This is a genomic window from Leifsonia aquatica H1aii, assembly GCF_000633535.1.
Classification (GTDB): Bacteria; Actinomycetota; Actinomycetes; order Actinomycetales; family Microbacteriaceae; genus Leifsonia; species Leifsonia aquatica_A.
In genome coordinates this window covers 203,233-220,548 of record NZ_AYMR01000009.1, presented here as the reverse complement: position 1 = coordinate 220,548, position 17,316 = coordinate 203,233, and the positions used below count along the sequence as shown (strand labels likewise).

Sequence of the window (17,316 nt, the reverse complement as noted above, 5' to 3'; positions counted from 1 at the left end):
CCCCGCATCAGGCGCTCACCGCCGGCACCAGGTGGATGCGGTACTCGTACTTCGCGTGCGGGTCGCGCTCCCCGAGGTCGACGACCCCGGCGAACGTCGCGGCGGCCATCCCCGACGCCGCCTCCGCTACGCGCTGTGTGAGCCGTTCCAGCCCGTCCGGGTCCACGCGGTCCTGCGACACCTCGCGGTATCCCTTGCCGCGCACCCCCTTCGCGACGAAGAGCAGCTTCGCACCGCCGGAGGGCATCCCGTCGGCGACCTCGATGGCACCGTGCTCCAGGGCGAGCTGATACGCCCCCAGCTGCGCGTGCTCGACGGCTTCGGCCGCGCTCGGTGTGCGGTTGCCGGTCTTCAGATCCACAATCACGACCGTTCCGTCGGCCGTGCGCTCCACCCGGTCGATCGTGCCGCGCACCAGGGCGCGACCGATGCGCAGTTCGAACTCGCCCTCCGACCCGAGGAGCGCCCCGCCCGCCCCTTCGAAGTCGCGCAGGTACTCCGACACGCCCTGGGCCAGGGTCCGGGTGCGTCGCCGCTCCTTCTCCTCGAGCCAGGGGGACTCGAAGGCCAACTCGCTCCAGCGGCGCTCGATGCCGCCCCACAGCCGCTCCACGCTCAGGTCGCGGTCGTCGCCGGTGCTCGCCTCCTCCATCACCGCGTGCACGATGGTCCCGATCCCCGCCGCGAGGCCGCTGGGCGAGGAAGCCATCGCATCGACGAACCAGGCCAGCGGCGATTTCTCGAAGGTCTCCAGGCGCGACGGCGAGACGCGCACCACGGCCTCCTCGTCCTCCAGGTCGACCAGCGGGTCGACGGTGGAGGGCTCGACGAGGCCGTACCAGCTCCCGGGGTCGGCGCCCTCCACGTCGGCGTCGGCGAGCCGGGCGAGCGCCTCGGCGGCGTCGGCGGACCCCGTGGTCGCGAGCCGGCGTCGCAGCCGGCCGACCATCCCGCGCAAGGAGAGCGGGTGCGCGCCCTCCTCCCGGTCGTCCACCGCGAGCTCGCCCGGCAGCCGCAGGAACGGGGACGGCTGCTCGTCGTCGTTCGCCGTCGCCGTGAGGATCACCTGGCCGCGCGCACGGGAGACGGCGAGCGCGAACATCCGCAGCTCGTCGCCGAGCACCTGGGCGCGCTGGTCCTCCGTGGCCGTCTCACGCCCGTCGAGCGCGTCGGCCAGCTCGTGCGGGTGCAGCAGGGAGCCGCGGAGTCGCAGGTTGGGCCACACGCTCTCCTGGAGACCGGAGACCGCGACCACCTCGAACTCCCGGCCGACCGTCGCGCTGGGGGTGCAGACCAGCACGGCCGGCCCCGCGGTCTGGGCCGCGAGGGTGTCCTCCGGCACCTCCGCTCCGAGGAGCTCGACCACGAAGTCCGCTGCCGGGCGCTCCGGATAGCGCTCCACGAACCTCCGGGCCGCGGTGAACAACGCCACGACGCCGTCCAGATGACGGTTGGCCTCGTCGGCGACGATCCCGCTGCGCTCGGACTGCTCCAACCAGCGGCTCGCGAGCCCACTGCGCTCCCAGGCGTGCCAGAGCAGCTCTTCGATGGTCGCGCCCGCCCCGGCCTTCTCCCGGCCGCCGCGCAGGGTCTCGGCGAGCCGCCCCGCACGCCGGGCGGGCGAGGAGTCGATGGTGGCGAGGTGCGCCGGGTCGGCCAGCGCCTCCACCAGGAGGTCGTCGCCGGGCCGGTTCCCCTCGCCAGCGAGCTCCTCCTGCCGGAGAGCCAGACGCAGCCGTCGCAGGCTGACGGCGTCCAGTCCGCCGAAGGGACCCAGGAGCAGCTCGGTGGCGACCGCGGGGGTCAGCTCCACGGCGGCGAGCTCGACGCCTGCGACGGTGATCAGCTGCCGCGCGGCGTAGTCGTCGCGCAGGGCACGACCGGCGACGCTCGTCTTGGTCGGCACCTCGGCGACCGCGAGGGCACGGGCGAGGCCGGGCACGTGCGCTCCGGAGCGCACGACCACCGCCATCTCGTCCCATGAGACGCCGTCGAGCAGGTGACGTTCGCGCAACCGGCGGGCCAGCCGCGCGGCTTCGGCCGGTGCAGAGGACGCCAGGATGCGCAGCACCTCGGCCGGCTCGTCCGCCTCGTCGGCGACGGCGCGTGCCGGAACGGTCGGAGCGCCCCCGGTGCGGCCGTCCGCCGCGGGCGCCGCCCGTCCTGCGGAGGCCAGGCGCTGCACTCCGGCCGCCGCCGTGCCGATGCGCTCGGTGACCCGGACGGTGAGGTCGCGCAGGCCGGGACTGTGTCGGTGGGCGGTGCCGAGGACGAACCGCTCGACCGGCACGCCGAGCCGGGAACCCAGCTGACCGAGGGCGCTCGTCTCCGCCCCGCGGAACGTGGTCGACGCGACGTCCGGGTCGCCGAACGCCACGATCGCCACGCCGCGCGCGGCCAGCGCGGCCAGGAGGGCGAGGGTCGCCACCGTGGCCTCCTGCAGATCGTCGACGAACACGGCACGCACCCGGTCGAGCGCGCTCCCGTCGCGCACGACGGCGACCGCGGAGGCGATCAGCTCCGCCGAGTCGACGAAGCCGCCCCGGTAGCTGTCGACGACCGCCTGATACTCGGCGAGGAACTGCGCGGCGGCCCGCCATTCGTCGTGACCGGAGACGACTCCCAGCTCGGAGAGCCGCGGCGGGGTGATCCCGTGCTCAGCGCACCGGGCCATGAGCTCGCGCAGTTCGGTGCGGAACCCGCGGAGCGCGCGCACCTCCTCCACGAGCGGCTCCGGCCACCGCGGACCCGTGCCGTCCTCCACATGACCCGCGAGCAGTTCGGCGATGATCTGGTCCTGCTCGCCGCCGGTGAGCAGCCGAGGGGCATCCTCGCCCGCCCGCCGGGCGCGGGCGCCCACCAGCTGGAACGCGAGGGAGGTCGCGGTGCGGGCGAGCGGGCCGTTGGTCGGCACCCCCACCCGCAGGGCGATGCGATCGCGCAACGCCGTGGCGGCCGCGCGGGAGGCGCTGATCACGAGCACCTCGTCGGTCGCGTAGCCGCGCCCGAGGACGCGCTCCGCGAGCGCCTCGACGAGCACGGTGGTCTTGCCGGTCCCCGGCGCGCCCAGCACCGCCGCGGACGCGCCGTCCGCGAGGTCGAGCACGGCGGCCTGCGTCCGGTCGAGGACGAGGTCGCCGGTCTCGCTGCGCCGGTCGGCGCGCGGACGGAAGCCTCGGGTCGTCATGTCCTTCACGGTATCGGCGTCCGCCGACAGAGAACGTGACCCGGCGCCGCGAGCCGTGTGCCGTAGTCTGAACTCACATCGGGCGGTCGGTTTCGAAGATGGCCCAGAACTCCTGAAAGGCACTGTCGTGGAGATCCGTATCGGAATCGTCAACGCCCCCCGAGAACTGGGATTCGAGTCGGCGCAGTCGCCCGACGAGATCGCCGAGCAGGTCGAGGCCGCCATCGCCGGCGGCACCGGGCTGCTCCGCCTCACCGACGACAAGGGACGCGTCTACCTCGTTCCGACGGCCGGCATCGGCTATGTCGAGATCGGCGCCGAGGAGTCGCGCCGCATCGGATTCGTCGGCTAGATTCCCGTCTCGTGGAACTCCTCTTCGTCGCGCTCGGCGGCGCCCTGCTCGGTCTCGGCGCCCGCTACCTGCTCCCCGGTCGTCACACGCACGGCGCCGTCCTGATCCCGGCGATCGGTGTGATCGCCTCCAGCGTGCTCTGGGTCGGACTGACCTGGGCGGGCCTGAAGTGGGACGGCGGCTGGATCTGGTGGATCTCGCTGGGCGGCACCGCCGTCATCGTCGCGGTCGTCGACCTGGTGATCGGCCGGGTGCGCGCCGGTCACGACGAGAAGCTGCTGCACACCCTGTCGAAGGGCGCCGTCGCGCGCTGACCTCCGCGGAGCCGTGCCCGGCGATTCGGACCGCGGCGCGATCGGGTGGTCGGGCCGTCAGGCCGTCAGGCCGAGCGCGTCCATACGGCGTGTGTGGGCGGCGATCAGCTCGGTGAAGATGGGCTCGATGCGCTCGTCGTCCCGGGCGCGGTTGCCCGAGAGGTGCAGTGCGGACCGGGCGACCAGCAGAGTGTCCCCCACCAGACGGCGGCCCCACATCGCCAGCCGCGAGGCGAGCTGCGGATCGGCCTCGATCTGTTCCCGCAGCACCTCCAGCACGCCCTCCTGCCCGGAGTCGGAGCCGAGCAGATGCGCGACCCGCGGACCGATGTCCCCCGGCAGACCCGCGGCCAGCCGGATGAAGAAGTCGTCGAGCAGGCCACCCGTCACCAGGGAGGAGAGCAGCGTCTCGCGCCAGTCCGCACCGGCGATCAGAGCGCTGAAGCCCTCGATCTCGTCGGCGAACGGCTTCATGACCTCCGCCGGGTCGTCGCCGCGACGCCGGATCTCCGCCACGATCCCCTGGTGCTTCGAGAGCGCGTGCCCGGCGGCGACCGCCACGGGCTCCTTCGCCCGGAGCGAGCCGGTGCCCGCGGCGACGGCCGACAGCGTCTGGAACTGCTCCAGCTGCAGATAGGCCGCCTGGCCGAGGTAGGGCAGGAGATCGGGCATCACCTCGTGCAGGTCGACGCGCACGGCCGGTGCACGATCGGCGCGGGGAGCGAGACGGGGCAGCTCGACCACGGGGCGTCGGCGCGTGAACCAGGTTGACACGTACAGCAGTGTATCGGGGTCGTCCAGTAGGCTTCTGTTGCCGCCGGCATCGGATCGACGGCCCTACGCCTGCGACAGGAACAGGGCGTAGACCTTACGTATCGAACGACAGGCATTCCTTTTGACTTTCTCCGAACTCAACATCGACCAGGACATGGTGGACGCCCTCGCATCGAAGGGCATCGTCGAGCCCTTCCCGATCCAGGCGCAGACCATCCCCCTCGCGCTCAGCGGCCAGGACATCATCGGCCAGGCGAAGACCGGCACCGGCAAGACCTTCGGCTTCGGCCTCCCGATCATCCAGCGCATCGGCCTGGACCCGGCTCCCGGTGTGAAGGTGCTCGTCGTGGTCCCGACCCGTGAGCTGTGCGTGCAGGTCGCCGAAGACCTCGAGCTCGCCACCTCCAACCGCTCCACGTCCGTCGTCAGCATCTACGGCGGCAAGGCCTACGAGGGTCAGGTCGAGCAGCTCAAGGCCGGCGCCCAGATCGTCGTCGGCACCCCCGGCCGTCTCCTGGATCTCGCCGGTCAGCGGCTCCTCGACCTCAAGCAGGTGCAGGAGGTCGTGCTCGACGAGGCCGACAAGATGCTCGACCTCGGCTTCCTCGCCGACATCGAGAAGATCTTCCAGCAGGTCCCCGCGACGCGCCACACGATGCTCTTCTCGGCGACGATGCCGGGCCCGATCGTCGCCCTCGCGCGCCGCTTCATGACCCGCCCGGTGCACATCCGCGCGACCGATCCCGACGAGGGTCTGACGCAGGCCAACATCAAGCACGTGGTCTACCGCGCGCACTCGCTGGACAAGGACGAGGTCATCGGCCGCATCCTGCAGTCCGAAGGCCGCGGCAAGACCGTCGTCTTCACCCGCACCAAGCGCGCTGCGGCGAAGCTGGTCGAGGAGCTCAACGACCGCGGCTTCAACGCCGCCGCCGTGCACGGCGACCTGAACCAGGAGCAGCGCGAGCGCGCGATGGCCGCGTTCAAGGCCGGCAAGAAGGACATCCTGATCGCCACCGACGTGGCCGCCCGCGGCATCGACGTCAACGACGTGACCCACGTGATCAACCACACCGTGCCCGACGACCACGACACCTACCTGCACCGCGCCGGCCGCACCGGCCGCGCGGGCAAGACCGGCATCGCGGTGACCTTCGTCGACTGGGACGACCTGCACAAGTGGGCGCTGATCAACCGGGCGCTCGAGATGGGGCAGCCGGAGCCCGTCGAGACCTACTCATCGAGCCCTCACCTGTACGAGGACCTCAACATCCCCGCCGGCTCCAAGGGGCGGCTGAAGAGCACCCCTGTCGTCAAGGCCGAGGGCGGCCGCTCCGGCGGCTCACGCTCCGAGGGTGCCCGCTCCGAGGGGTCGCGCTCCGGCGGCGGCGCCCGCGACGGCGAGCGCTCCGGCGGCAGCCGCAACCGTCGCCGCACCCGTGGCGGAGAGGGCTCGGCGCAGCCGGCCGCCTCCACCGACGAATCGACCGGTGCGACGGCCACCGCGACCACCGAGGGCGGCGAGCAGAACGTCGCCACCGGCACCCACGACGGCGGCGGGGTGCAGCACCGCGACGGCAACAGTGCCCCGCGGCGCCGACGCCGCCGCTCTCGCGGCGGATCGTCCAGCGCTCCCACCGCTCCCCCCGCCAACTGACGCGGAAACCGCGACCGCGCGGAACGACCCAGAGGCGGCCTCCCCATCCGGAGGCCGCCTCTCGTCGTCAGTACCAGTTGTGGCCGAGGTGGAACGACCACGCGGCGCACGGGCTGCCGTACCGGCCAGAGATGTAGCGCAGGCCCCACTCGATCTGGGTTCCTGCGTTGGTCATCCAGTCGGGGCCGGCGGTCGCCATCTTGCTCCCGGGCAGCGCCTGCGGGATGCCGTAGGCTCCGCTCGATCGGTTGTAGGCGTCGGCGCGCCAGCCGGACTCCTTGGTCCAGAGCTTGAGCAGGCAGCTCAGCTGATCGCTCCCCCAGCCGTAGGCGCCCAGCCGCTGCGCCGCGTACGACTGGGCGGCGGCCGGGTCCACCACGATCCCGGGCGGCGGCGCAGTGCCGCCTGCTCCTCCGCCCGACCCGCCCGGTCCGGCCGACCCACCCGACGCGGGAGGCGGGCCCGCCGGCTGCTCGGCCGCCTTGCGGGCCGCCTCGCCCTCGGCGTACTGCTTCTCGAGCGAGGCCTCGGTGTCCTTGAGCGCAGCGAGCTGCGCGTACATCGTGTCGGCGCGCTCCTGCTGCTCGGCCACCGCCGTGTCCGCGGCGGCCGCGGCGACGGTCGCCGCCTCGTACGCCCTCTGCGCGTCGGCCTCGAGCCTCCGCCGTTCGACCCGTGCCGCCTCGGCCTGGGCGCTCAGCGACGAGGCGAGGTTGCGCTGGGTGCGCGCCTGATCGAGGAGTGCGCTCGATCGCTCGGCCAGCCGCGACACGGCGCCGAGCTGATAGAGCAGGCCGTCCGCCGTTGCGGCGCTGTCGCTGAGGAAGAGCCGGACGGGCACGTCGGATCCGCCGCCGCGACGGAGCTGGGCGGCGAGGCTGCCGCTCTGCCGGCGCAGCACATCCGCACGGTCGGCGGCTTCGCCCGCGCGACCGGCGAGGTCATCGGCCTTCGTGCTCGCCGTCCGCACGGCCTCCTGCGCCGCCCCGAACTCCCCGGCTCGGGCGATCGCGGCGTCCGCGGCCGCGTCGGCGGCGCTCCGCAGACCCGCCAGGAGGTCGTTGATGCGTTCCACCTGTGCCCGCGCCGCCGAGGTGTTCGCCCCCGCCGCGACGACCTCGTCCCAGGTGGGATAGGCCGTCTGGGCCGCGGCCGGTGCTGCGACACCGGCGGTCGTGAGGCTCGCGAGCAGGACGATCGCGGCCGCTGCACGCGGCCACACCCGTCACTTCCGCCTCACCGTTCCGTTCCGTCCCACGCGCACCAGGCTATGCGACCGGGTCACCGGGCGTCGAACGCCGGCGGCGGCTCCCGCGTGGCTCAGTACCAGTTCGGGTCGTGGCTCATCTCGAAGTTCCAGGCGGCACAGGGCGAACCATAGGCGCGGTCGATGTAGTCGAGACCCCAGTTCACCTGCGTGTCCTGGTTGGTCAGCCAGTCGCCGCCCGCCGACGACATCTTGCTCGCCGGCCAGGCCTGCGGGATGCCGTAGGCCCCGCTGGAGGTGTTGTACGCGTCCGCCCGCCAGCCGGACTCGTGGTTCCAGAGCTTGATCAGGCAGCCCATCTGGTCCTGGCCCCACCCGTAGGCGCCCAGCCGGCTCGACGCGTAGGCCTGCGCGCCGGCCGGGTCCACGACCATGCCGGGAGGCGGAGCGAAGCCGTCCGAGCCGCCGCCCGGATTGGCCGCGGCGGCGGCCGCGGCGGCCGCCGCCTGTCCCGCGGCATAGTCCTTCTCCGTCGCGGCCTCGGTGTTCTGGAGCGAAGCGAGCTGTGCGTACAGCGTGTTCGCGTGCGACTGCTGATCGGCGAGCTGTGCCTTCGCCGCCGCCTCGGCCTGCTGCGCCGCCTGGTACGCCGATTTCGCATCGGCGTCGAGCCGGGTGCGCACCTTCTCGGCGTCCGCCGCCTGCGCGCTCAGCGCGGCCGCGACGTTCTTCTGCTGGTCGGCCTCCGCCAGGAGCGCCGTGGACCGGGACGTCAGCTTCGACATCGCCCCGAGCTCGTACAGCAGGGTGTCCTGATGGCGGGCGCTCGAATCGAGGAACAGCCGCAGGGTGACATCGGACGCCCCTGCCCTGGCCAGCTGCGACGCCAGCGTGCCGCTCTGCGTCCGCAGGGTCGCGGCCTGCGCGGTGGCGGCGGTGGCCTGCGCCTGGAGGTCGTCGGCCTTGGCGGTCGCCGTCCGGAGCGCGGCCTCCGCCGCGCCGTACTCCCCGGCGCGCTTCACCGCGAGGTCGCCCGCGGCGTTCGCGGCGGTCTGCAGCGTCGCGAGCAGCCCGTTGATGCGGTCGACCTCCGCCTGGGCGTTCGCGGCGTTCGCCTTCGCGGTCTGCACGTCGTCCCACGACGGGTAGCTGGGATCGGCCGCCGCCGGCGCCGCCCCTCCCGCCAGCACGAGCGCGCCGATGAGCGCCACCGCCGCCGCAGAGGACGTCCACATCCGTCTCACCCGAGCACCTCGCCTTCCGTCCCCCGCGGTCCAGGCTAAGCGCACCTCGTCACGGAGCGTAGAAAGGCGCCGCGCCTGTCGCTTCTTCGATCATCCGATCGACCACGGCCGGATCGGTGGTGTTCTCCCCCAGACGGTTCGGCTTGCCCGCCCCGTGGTAGTCGCTCGACCCCGTGATGGCGAGACCGTAGCGCGCGGCCAGCTCGCGCAACCTCTCCTTGCCGTCCTCGGTGTTCTCGCGGTGATCGATCTCGAAGCCGAACAGGCCGGCGTCGACCAGTCGGCGCAGCCGGTCCTCGGGGATCACCCGGCCGCGGCCTCCCGTCGCCGGGTGGGCGAGCACCGGGATGCCGCCCGCCTCGCGGATCAACCGCACCCCGGTCAGCGGTTCGGGGGCGTAGTGCGGCTGGAAGTACCCGCTGCGCCAGTGCAGGATCCCGGCGAAGGCCGCGCTGCGGTCGGCAGCGAGGCCGCGGGCGACCAGGGCGTCGGCGATATGCGGGCGGCCGACCGTCGCCCCCTCGGTGGCCTGCGCCATGACGTCGGCCCAGGTGATGTCGTAGTCCTCGGCGATGCGGCGGACCATGTCCTCCGCGCGCCGCATCCGCCCCTCGCGGATGCGCTGCGTCTCGGCCACCAGGGCGGGATTCGCCGGGTCGAAGAGGTAGCCGAGCATGTGCACGCTCGCGAACTCGATCCGCGTGCTGAGCTCCATGCCGGGGATCACGGTCACCCCCACCTCGGCGCCGGCGACGGCGGCCTCCGCCCAGCCGGCGGTGGAATCGTGGTCGGTGAGGGCGACGGTCCCGAGTCCGGTGGCCGCGGCGGCGCGCACCAGCTCCGCCGGTGTCTCCGTCCCGTCCGACACGCTCGAATGCGTATGGAGGTCGACGGGACTACGGAACCGTCGCTCATCAGCCATGCAGTCCATCCTAGGAGTGGGACAATGGTCGTCATGTCCTCACAGTCGCCGACCCCGTCCACCGCCGCGCCCGCCGAGGCACCGCGCGCCACCGCGAACCGCTCGACCACTCCGGGCTCCGCCGCGTTCAAGGAGTACATCGGCAGCGGCTGGGCGGAGCGCCCCGAGGTGCTGCCGGGCGCGCGCGAGCAGGCCGCATTCGCCGCTGCGCGCCGGGAGCGGGTGTCGGAGCTGTTCCGCGGACAGCGCGTCGTCGTGCCCGCCGGCCGGCTGAAGCAGCGCTCCAACGACACGGACTACGCCTTCCGCGCCCACTCCGCCTTCGCTCACCTGACGGGCTGGGGCTCCGACGCCGAGCCCGGCAGCGTGCTGGTGCTGGAGCCGACGGAGTCGGGACACGAGGCCACGCTCTACTTCCGCGAGCGCGCCGGTCGCGACTCCGACGAGTTCTACGCCAACCCCGAGATCGGCGAGTTCTGGATCGGGCCCCGGCCGTCGCTCGCGCAGGTCGCCAGCGATCTCGCGGTCGCGACCCGCGGCATCGCCGAGGTGGCCGACGTCCTGGACGCGGTCGACGCCGGCACCGTGGTACTGCGCGAGGCCGACCCCGAGCTCACCGACCGGGTCGACACCGCGCGGCTGCTCCTGTCGGAGGACGCCGACCCGGAGAGCCACGCGGAGGACGACCGGCTGGCACGCGAGCTCTCCGAGCTGCGGCTGATCAAGGACGACTATGAGGTCGCCGAGCTGCGCGCCGCGATCGCGGCGACGGCCCGCGGCTTCGACGACGTGATCGCCGACCTCCCCCGCATCGTGGCGCACCCGCGGGGCGAGCGCCTCGTGGAGGGCGTCTTCAACGGCCGTGCCCGCGCCGACGGCAACGCGGTCGGGTACGACACGATCGCGGCCAGCGGACCGCACGCGTGCATCCTGCACTGGACCCGCAACGACGGCCCCGTCGTCCCCGGAGACGTCATCCTGCTCGACGCGGGCGTCGAGATGGACAGCTACTACACCGCGGACATCACCCGCACGCTGCCCGTCGGCGGCACCTTCACCGAGACCCAGCGGCTCGTGTACGAGACGGTGCGCGAGGCCGCCGACGCGGCCTTCGCGATCGTGCGCCCCGGCATCCGCTTCCGCGAGATCCACGCCACCGCGATGGCCGTCATCGCCCGCCGGACCGCCGAATGGGGTCTGCTCCCGGTCAGCGCTGACGAGGCCCTGCTGCCGGAGAACCAGCAGCACCGCCGCTACATGGTGCACGGGACCAGTCATCACCTGGGCCTCGACGTCCACGACTGCGCCCAGGCCCGCCGCGAGCTCTACCTGGACGGCGTGCTCGAGCCGGGCATGACCTTCACCATCGAGCCGGGGCTGTACTTCCAGCCCGACGACCTGACGGTGCCGGAGCGGTTCCGCGGGATCGGCGTCCGGATCGAGGACAACATCCTGGTCACCGCCGACGGCGCCGAGAACCTCTCGCTGGCCATCCCGCGCACGGCGGACGAGGTCGAGGCGTGGATGGGCCGGCTCAGCACGCGCTGAGCCGGCCCGTCCGGGCATCCCGCCGACGGATCAGAAGATCCGCAGGCCGATCTCGGCGGGCGCCGCGAGCAGTCCCTCGATCTCGTCGTCGAGCCGCACCAGGGTGATCGACGCGCCCGCCATGTCGAGGGACGTGCAGTACTCGCCCACGTAGCTGCGCCCCACCGTGATGCCCTGGGCGGCCAGCGACTCGTGCGCGTGTCCGTACGCGATGTAGAGCTCGCTGATCGGGGTGCCGCCCAGCCCGTTGACCATGAGGGCCACGCGGTCGCCGCGCTCGAACGGCAGATCCGCGACCACCGGTTCGAGCAGCTCGTCCACCAGCGCGTCCGAGGGCTCGATCTTCGCGCGGCGCCGGCCGGGCTCGCCGTGGATGCCCACGCCGATCTCGATCTCGTCGTCGCCCAGTTCGAACAGCGGAGACCCCTTCGCGGGCGGAGTGCAGGCGGTGAGCGCCAGACCCATCGTCCGGGTCACCGCGTTGACCTTCTCACCGATCCGGACGACCTCGTCCAGGTCGGCCCCGGCCTCGGACGCCGCCCCGACGGCCTTCATGACGAAGAAGTTGCCGGCCACGCCGCGCCGCCCGACGGTGTAGGTCGAGTCCTGCACCGACACGTCATCGTCGATGAACAGCGTCCGGACCTTCACGCCGTCGGCGAGGCTCATCTCCTGTGCCATGTCGAACGCCATCCGGTCGCCGGTGTAGTTGTTCACCAGCAGGAGCACGCCCTTCGGCGAGGCGAGGAGCTTCGTCGTCTCGTAGACGTAGTCCATCGGCGGGGCGGCGAACACGTCACCGGGGCAGGCGCCATCCAGCATCCCCTTGCCGACGGTGAGCACGTGGGCCGGCTCGTGTCCGGAGCCCGAGCCCTGGACGATCGACACCTTGTCGTCGTTCGGCGCGTCGGCGCGCATGATCAGGTTGTACTCCGGCACGTAGCGGAGCGTGTCGGGGTTGGCGAGGGCGATGCCCTTCAGCATGTCGGGCACGTACTTCAGCGGGTCGTTGACGAACTTCTTCATGGTGTTCTCCAGTTCGGCTCTTCGGGTGTTCGGGTGTTCGGGTGGGTTCAGGATTCGCGCGGACGCTCCGGCCACGCCGTCGCGATCCGCTCGACGATGACGGCGACCGCGACGGCGCCCGGGTCGGGCGAGCCGATGCTGCGCTCGCCCGTGTATGCGGCACGACCGCGCTTGGCCTGCATCGTGACGGTCGCGTCCGCAGCGGTGCGGGCCGCCACCGCTGCGGCGGCGACGACCGCGTCGTCGGCGTCGCCCGCGGCGAGCCGGGCCTCGATCGCGTCGGTCATCGGCACGAGGGCGTCCAGGAGCGTCTTGTCGCCGACGTCGGCGTTGCCACGGGCTTTGATCCCCTCGATCGCGGCACGCAGCATGGCGACCGCGTCGGCCCCCGTCACCGTGTCCTTGCCTTTGGCGAGGGTCGCGGCCCGCAGGAACGCGGTGCCCCAGATCGGTCCGGATGTGCCGCCGATGCGACTCGTGATCGCGACGGCGACCTTCTGCAGGAAGGTGCCGATGTCGGCACGGTCGTACGAGTCCCAATCGGCCAGCACGATCTCGAAACCGCGGGCCAGCGAGAACCCGAAGTCCCCGTCGCCCACCACCGAGTCGAGCTCGCCGAACTCGCGCTCGTTGTCGACCGCGGTCTGCGCGATCGTGCGGACCACGAACTCCGTGTCGTCGGAACTCTGGGTCATGGTGGCTCCTTTCGATGGGCCGGATGGGGAGACGGGCCGCCTAGGGCCGGGGCCGTTCGAGCACGGCGGCGACGTCGTCCAGGGTCACCAGCGGACCGGGGCGGACCCCTGCGGGAGCGGCGATCACCCGAGCAGGCTCACCCGGATCGCCGAGGGAGTCGACGACGAGCGATGCCCCCGTGAAGTCCTCGTCCACGGTGTACGCGCTGACCGTCACGACGACGCGCAGACCGGCGTCGACCGCCGCGCGCACCCCGTTGCCGCTGTCCTCGATCACGACCGCATCGTCACGGCCGATCCCCAACCGCTCCAGCGCCAGGAGGTAGATGTCCGGTGCCGGCTTCTTGCGCGGGACGACGTCGCCCGCGAACACCGAGAAGCCCGCGGCCAGGTCCGGGCCGACCGCGTGCTCCAGCACGGCGCGCACCGACGGCTCGGCCGAGGTGGAGGCGACGGCGAGCGTCCATCCCGCCTCCCGTGCCGCCTCCACGATCCGACGGATGCCGGGCCGCCCGGGCAGCGCCCCCGATGCCACCAGCTCCGTGTAGATCGCCGTCTTGCGCCCATGCCACTGCGCCAGCAGATCGCGCCGGCCGTCCTCATCGGCGGGCAGCCCGTTCGCGGCGACGAAGCCGGGGGTGAGGATGCTCGCCATCCGTTCCTTGCCGCCGCCGATGAGGACTTTCTCGCGGTAGTCGTCGTCGCTCCACCGCACCGGGACCTCGAATTCGGCGAAGGTCTGGTTGAACGCGGGCAGATGGCCGTTGCGCTCCGTGTCGGCGAGGACGCCATCGCAGTCGAAGATCAGCGCGGGCACGCCGTCACCATGCCCGTCCGGCGCTGCCGAAGGTCGCCGCCAGTCCCGTGGTCAGGTCGACGATGTGCCCGCGGACGTCGCGGAAGAGCGACGGCGGGTCCCACCTGTCGGCCTCCTCCGCCCCCTTCAAGAACGCGAGGCTCGACCGCATGAACTCGATCTTGAGGGCTGTCGAGATGTTGACCTTGGCACAGCCGCGCGCGATCAGGTCGCGGAACTGCTCGTCCGTCATCCCGCTGCCGCCGTGCAGGGCGATCGGCACGCCGGTGCGCCCGACCAGGTCGGTCACCCGCTGGAAGTCGAGCGCCGGGGTCGCGGAGTAGACGCCGTGCGCGTTGCCGATCGAGGGGGCGAACACGTCGACCCCGGTCTCCTCGATGAAGGCGACGGCGGTCTCGAGGGTCTGCCGCTGCGGCTCGGTGTCGGCGCCGATGCCGTCCTCCACCCCCTTGATCGCCTCGATCTCCCCCTCGACGTGGGCACCGTGCCGGCGGGCCTCGGCGACGACCTCGACGGTCTGCCGCTGGTTCTCCTCGACGGTGAGCGTGGAGGCGTCGAACAGCACGGAGTTCCACCCGCGGTCGAGGCACTCGGTGATGACGGCGCGCTCGGGGCAGTGGTCGAGGTGCAGGGTCACCGGAACCTCGATGCCCGCCGTCATCGCCTCCCACATCGCGAACAGCACGTCGGAGCCGATGGACTTGACCGTCTTGACCGAGGTCTGAACGATGACCGGGGAGCGCGCGTCGACCGCGCCGGCGAGGACCGCCTCCAGCGTCAGGTCGTTCACGATGTTGATGGCCGGCACGCCGTAGCGCTCCGCGAACGCCCGGTCGACGATCTCCTTCAGCGACACGACAGGCATGGGATCCTCCTCGTTCCGCCCTCAGGCTAGGCAGCGCATCCGGCCGCCGACACGGGGAGTTCCCCCATCCCGTGGGTAGGGATTCCCCGCATGCGCTCCCGGCGGTCCCGGATCAGCGCCGTGCGGCGAGCACCGTGCGATTCGCCGCCCCGGTCTTGCGCAGCAGAGCCCCGACGTGCTTCTCGACGGTCTTGACCGAGATGTGGAGCGATGCGGCGATCAGCTTGTCGGGCATCCCCTGCTCCACCAGCGCCCGCACCTCGCGCTCGCGGGCCGTCAGCGGTTCGTCGCCCCCGGTCAGAGACACGGCGAATCGGCTGAGGAACTCGGGGCTGAGGAGGAGGTCGCCCCGCGCCGCCGCCACGACCGCGCGGGCGATCGCCGCCGGATCGGCCGTCGCCTCCACGAACCCGGCGGCGCCGACGCGGGTTCCGCCGAGCAGCCGGTCGTCCGCCACGGAGCCGATCAGCAGCACGACCCGCACCTCGTCGTCGGCGGCGCGCAGATGGGAGGTCAGCTGCACGCCGTCGACATGGGGCAGGTCGAGGTCTGCCAGCACCACACTGGGGCGCAGCAGGTCGAACGCTTCGACGGCCGCCTGCGCATCGCCGACCTCGCCCACGACCTGGATGTCCGGTTCCGCCAGCGCGAGCGAGCGGACCAGTCCCGAGCGGATCAGCGGGTTGGCGTGCACCACCAGCACCCGCCACCGCGCGTGCTCGTGGTCGCGGGCGGGAGGGAGCACCGGCAGTTCGGCCCGCACCCTGGTTCCCCACCGGGGTGTCGACTCGATGTGGATGCTGCCACCGAGGTGCTCGGCACGGGCGGCGAGGCCCTGCAGTCCGAGGCCGCGCAGCGGGCGGCTGGGCGCTTTCGCGAGCCCGGCGACGTCGAAGCCGCGGCCGTCGTCCTCGATCAGGGCGGTCACCTCCCGCTCCCCGTAGACGATGCCGACGCGCACCTGCTGGGCCGAGGCGTGCTCGACCACGTTGGTGAGCGACTCCTGCACGATCCGGAAGAGCTGGCGCACCGTCTCGGGCGCCAGCGGGCCGTGCTCCCCCACCACCACCAGTCGGGTCCGAACCCCGGCCGCGGATTCCGCCCAGGCCAGCTCGAGCCCGATCGCTTCGCCGAGCGAGCGGCCGTCCAACTGCTCGGGTCCCAGTCCGAGGACGGTGCGCTGCGTCTCGCTCAGCGCCGAACGCGCCGCGCGACGGGCCTGCGCGAGGGCATCCCGCGGATCCCCGCCCGTGCGCATCCGCCGCTCCGCCTCGTCGAGCCGCAGCAGGATGTCGGCCAGTCCGCGCCCGACGGTGTCGTGCACGTCCCGCACCACCCGCTCGCGTTCGGTGGCGATGGCGGCCTCCTGGGCACGTTCGGCCGCGACGGCGTGCAGGCGCGCGTTCGTGATGGCGATTCCCGCGTGCGCGGCGAAGCTCTCGATCAGGTGGACGTCGGATCCGCTGAATCGCCGGTACGGGTCGCGGCTGAACACGACCAGGGCGCCGACGATCGCCCCGTTCCAGCGGATCGGCACACCGATGGTCGCGTGCAGGAGGTCGCGGTCCGGTCCCTCGATGTGGCCGCCGCGCACCTGGGCGTACTCGTCGAAGACCACGGTGGCACGGGCTCGCACGACCTCGCCGGTCACCCCCTCGCCGAGCGGGAACGTCGCGCCGGACCGGCATCCGACGCCCAGATCGGCGTCCTTGCGGTAGGTCCCGGCCGCTTCGTCGACGGTGCAGATGGACCCGCTGTCGCAGCCCAGGAGTTCGAGCGTATGCCGGAGGATGCGCTCCAGCAACGGCTCCAGGGCGAAATGGCCGGCCAGGTCGTCGGCCAGCGCGGCGAGCGTGTCGAAGGTAGCCGCGGCGCCGTCGACGGGCGCGAGGGAGTCGCGCAGCGGGCTGGTACTCGGGTTCTCGGCTTCCATGCGGTCCTCATCGACGTCGACGGCGATGCCGTCTCCATCATGCGCCCGCGGATGCCCGCCCCGCCAGTGCGATCAGGCGCGCGGAGGCTCCGGAGCGGCCGGTCCCTCGGGTGCGTCCGCGGGAGGCGCGGGCGGCTGTGCCGCCGGCGGCTCCGCGGGAGGCTGCGGCGCCGGAGGCTGCCAGGCGCGCGGCGGGTCGCTGGGGTGCGGGGCCGCCGGCGGGTCGCTCGGGTGCGGGAAGGCCGCGCGCGGCTGCTCGGCCGCACCGCCCTGGAGCAGATTGCGCGCCCGGTTGCCCAGGTCGCCGTCGACGAGGACCGAGTAGCTGGTGGCGATGACCTGCATCACCGAGGTGTAGTCCTTGCGGCGCCGGTTGATCGCGTACGAGACGATGCCGAACAGCATCCCGAACCCGGCACCGATCAGCACGGCGGCGATCACGAAGGCGAAGCTGACCGTCGGAGAGAAGATGACCAGCAGCAGGCCGAAGAAGATGCCGAGCCACGCCCCGGATGCCGCACCGGCGACCGCGACGCGCCCCCAGGTCAGCTTGCCGGTCACGCGCTCGACGCTCTTGAGGTCGCTTCCGACGATCGACACCTTGTCGACGGGGAAGTCCGCGCGCGCGAGCACGTCGACGGCCTCCTGGGCGGCGGGATACGTGTCGAAGGTCGCCACGACCTCGCCGCGCGGGAGGGTCGGGAAGAGCATCCGGTTGCGGCCGCCGAGCGGGCTGGGGGTGGTCATCGCCCCATTGTCCCATTCTCACGGCCCG

15 protein-coding genes are annotated in these 17,316 nt (G+C 72.6%); 4 read left to right on the top strand and 11 right to left on the bottom strand.

Annotation, left to right across the window (positions count from 1 at the left end):
- Positions 1-7 precede the first annotated feature (7 nt).
- On the bottom strand, positions 8-3,187 hold the full coding sequence (locus U870_RS0109425; protein WP_025157153.1) for a UrvD/REP family ATP-dependent DNA helicase: 3,180 nt from the start codon (positions 3,185-3,187) through the stop codon (positions 8-10).
- Positions 3,188-3,314: 127 nt separating this feature from the next.
- Here U870_RS0109425 and U870_RS0109420 point away from each other — a divergent pair, with 127 nt between their 5' ends.
- Together U870_RS0109420 and U870_RS0109415 are read left to right on the top strand one after the other, a co-directional pair.
- Positions 3,315-3,539 (top strand): DUF3107 domain-containing protein, encoded by a 225-nt coding sequence (locus tag U870_RS0109420; protein WP_025157152.1) that lies wholly within the window; start codon positions 3,315-3,317, stop codon positions 3,537-3,539.
- An 11-nt stretch (positions 3,540-3,550) separates the two neighbouring features.
- A complete protein-coding gene (locus tag U870_RS0109415) occupies positions 3,551-3,853 on the top strand; it encodes a hypothetical protein (RefSeq protein ID WP_025157151.1) in 303 nt (100 codons plus the stop codon).
- A 57-nt stretch (positions 3,854-3,910) separates the two neighbouring features.
- Here the strand turns inward: U870_RS0109415 and U870_RS0109410 are convergent, their stop codons facing one another.
- Positions 3,911-4,627, bottom strand: a complete 717-nt coding sequence (locus U870_RS0109410; protein WP_025157150.1) for a ferritin-like fold-containing protein — start codon at positions 4,625-4,627, stop codon at positions 3,911-3,913.
- Between the two features lie 121 nt (positions 4,628-4,748).
- Between U870_RS0109410 and U870_RS0109405 the strand changes: the two genes are divergently transcribed.
- A complete protein-coding gene (locus U870_RS0109405) occupies positions 4,749-6,284 on the top strand; it encodes a DEAD/DEAH box helicase (protein WP_025157149.1) in 1,536 nt (511 codons plus the stop codon).
- Positions 6,285-6,351: 67 nt separating this feature from the next.
- On the opposite strand, the gene U870_RS0109400 is transcribed toward U870_RS0109405, so the two are convergent.
- The 3 genes from U870_RS0109400 to U870_RS0109390 all read right to left on the bottom strand — a co-directional run bounded on the left by U870_RS0109400 (position 6,352) and on the right by U870_RS0109390 (position 9,657).
- Positions 6,352-7,506 (bottom strand): coiled-coil domain-containing protein, encoded by a 1,155-nt coding sequence (locus U870_RS0109400; protein ID WP_025157148.1) that lies wholly within the window; start codon positions 7,504-7,506, stop codon positions 6,352-6,354.
- Positions 7,507-7,604: 98 nt separating this feature from the next.
- The gene (locus tag U870_RS0109395) at positions 7,605-8,726 is read right to left on the bottom strand and encodes a hypothetical protein (protein ID WP_240183667.1); all 1,122 of its coding nucleotides are present in this window, start codon (positions 8,724-8,726) and stop codon (positions 7,605-7,607) included.
- Positions 8,727-8,784: 58 nt separating this feature from the next.
- Positions 8,785-9,657 (bottom strand): PHP domain-containing protein, encoded by an 873-nt coding sequence (locus U870_RS0109390; protein ID WP_025157146.1) that lies wholly within the window; start codon positions 9,655-9,657, stop codon positions 8,785-8,787.
- Positions 9,658-9,690: 33 nt separating this feature from the next.
- Here U870_RS0109390 and U870_RS0109385 point away from each other — a divergent pair, with 33 nt between their 5' ends.
- Entirely contained in the window at positions 9,691-11,205 is a 1,515-nt protein-coding gene (locus U870_RS0109385; protein WP_029947428.1) for an aminopeptidase P family protein, read from the top strand.
- Positions 11,206-11,235: 30 nt separating this feature from the next.
- Here U870_RS0109385 and dhaK read toward each other — a convergent pair whose 3' ends face one another.
- The 6 genes from dhaK to U870_RS0109355 form a co-directional block, all read right to left on the bottom strand.
- On the bottom strand, positions 11,236-12,231 hold the full coding sequence (gene dhaK / locus U870_RS0109380; RefSeq protein ID WP_025157144.1) for a dihydroxyacetone kinase subunit DhaK: 996 nt from the start codon (positions 12,229-12,231) through the stop codon (positions 11,236-11,238).
- A 47-nt stretch (positions 12,232-12,278) separates the two neighbouring features.
- The gene (dhaL, locus tag U870_RS0109375; protein WP_025157143.1) at positions 12,279-12,926 is read right to left on the bottom strand and encodes a dihydroxyacetone kinase subunit DhaL; all 648 of its coding nucleotides are present in this window, start codon (positions 12,924-12,926) and stop codon (positions 12,279-12,281) included.
- 40 nt (positions 12,927-12,966) lie between these two features.
- Positions 12,967-13,743 (bottom strand): HAD-IA family hydrolase, encoded by a 777-nt coding sequence (locus U870_RS0109370; RefSeq protein ID WP_025157142.1) that lies wholly within the window; start codon positions 13,741-13,743, stop codon positions 12,967-12,969.
- Positions 13,744-13,747: 4 nt separating this feature from the next.
- A complete protein-coding gene (locus tag U870_RS0109365) occupies positions 13,748-14,608 on the bottom strand; it encodes a class II fructose-bisphosphate aldolase (RefSeq protein WP_025157141.1) in 861 nt (286 codons plus the stop codon).
- 112 nt (positions 14,609-14,720) lie between these two features.
- Positions 14,721-16,541, bottom strand: a complete 1,821-nt coding sequence (locus tag U870_RS0109360; protein WP_025157140.1) for a GAF domain-containing protein — start codon at positions 16,539-16,541, stop codon at positions 14,721-14,723.
- A 72-nt stretch (positions 16,542-16,613) separates the two neighbouring features.
- Positions 16,614-17,288 (bottom strand): general stress protein, encoded by a 675-nt coding sequence (locus U870_RS0109355; protein WP_025157139.1) that lies wholly within the window; start codon positions 17,286-17,288, stop codon positions 16,614-16,616.
- Positions 17,289-17,316 lie beyond the last annotated feature (28 nt).

Coding starts and splice junctions, on each gene's coding strand:
- dhaL (WP_025157143.1), bottom strand. CDS start 12,926: ATGACCCAGAGTTCCGACGACACGGAGTTCGTGGTCCGCACGATCGCG.
- U870_RS0109395 (WP_240183667.1), bottom strand. CDS start 8,726: ATGTGGACGTCCTCTGCGGCGGCGGTGGCGCTCATCGGCGCGCTCGTG.
- dhaK (WP_025157144.1), bottom strand. CDS start 12,231: ATGAAGAAGTTCGTCAACGACCCGCTGAAGTACGTGCCCGACATGCTG.
- U870_RS0109360 (WP_025157140.1), bottom strand. CDS start 16,541: ATGGAAGCCGAGAACCCGAGTACCAGCCCGCTGCGCGACTCCCTCGCG.
- U870_RS0109385 (WP_029947428.1), top strand. CDS start 9,691: ATGTCCTCACAGTCGCCGACCCCGTCCACCGCCGCGCCCGCCGAGGCA.
- U870_RS0109365 (WP_025157141.1), bottom strand. CDS start 14,608: ATGCCTGTCGTGTCGCTGAAGGAGATCGTCGACCGGGCGTTCGCGGAG.
- U870_RS0109425 (WP_025157153.1), bottom strand. CDS start 3,187: ATGACGACCCGAGGCTTCCGTCCGCGCGCCGACCGGCGCAGCGAGACC.
- U870_RS0109355 (WP_025157139.1), bottom strand. CDS start 17,288: ATGACCACCCCCAGCCCGCTCGGCGGCCGCAACCGGATGCTCTTCCCG.
- U870_RS0109390 (WP_025157146.1), bottom strand. CDS start 9,657: ATGGCTGATGAGCGACGGTTCCGTAGTCCCGTCGACCTCCATACGCAT.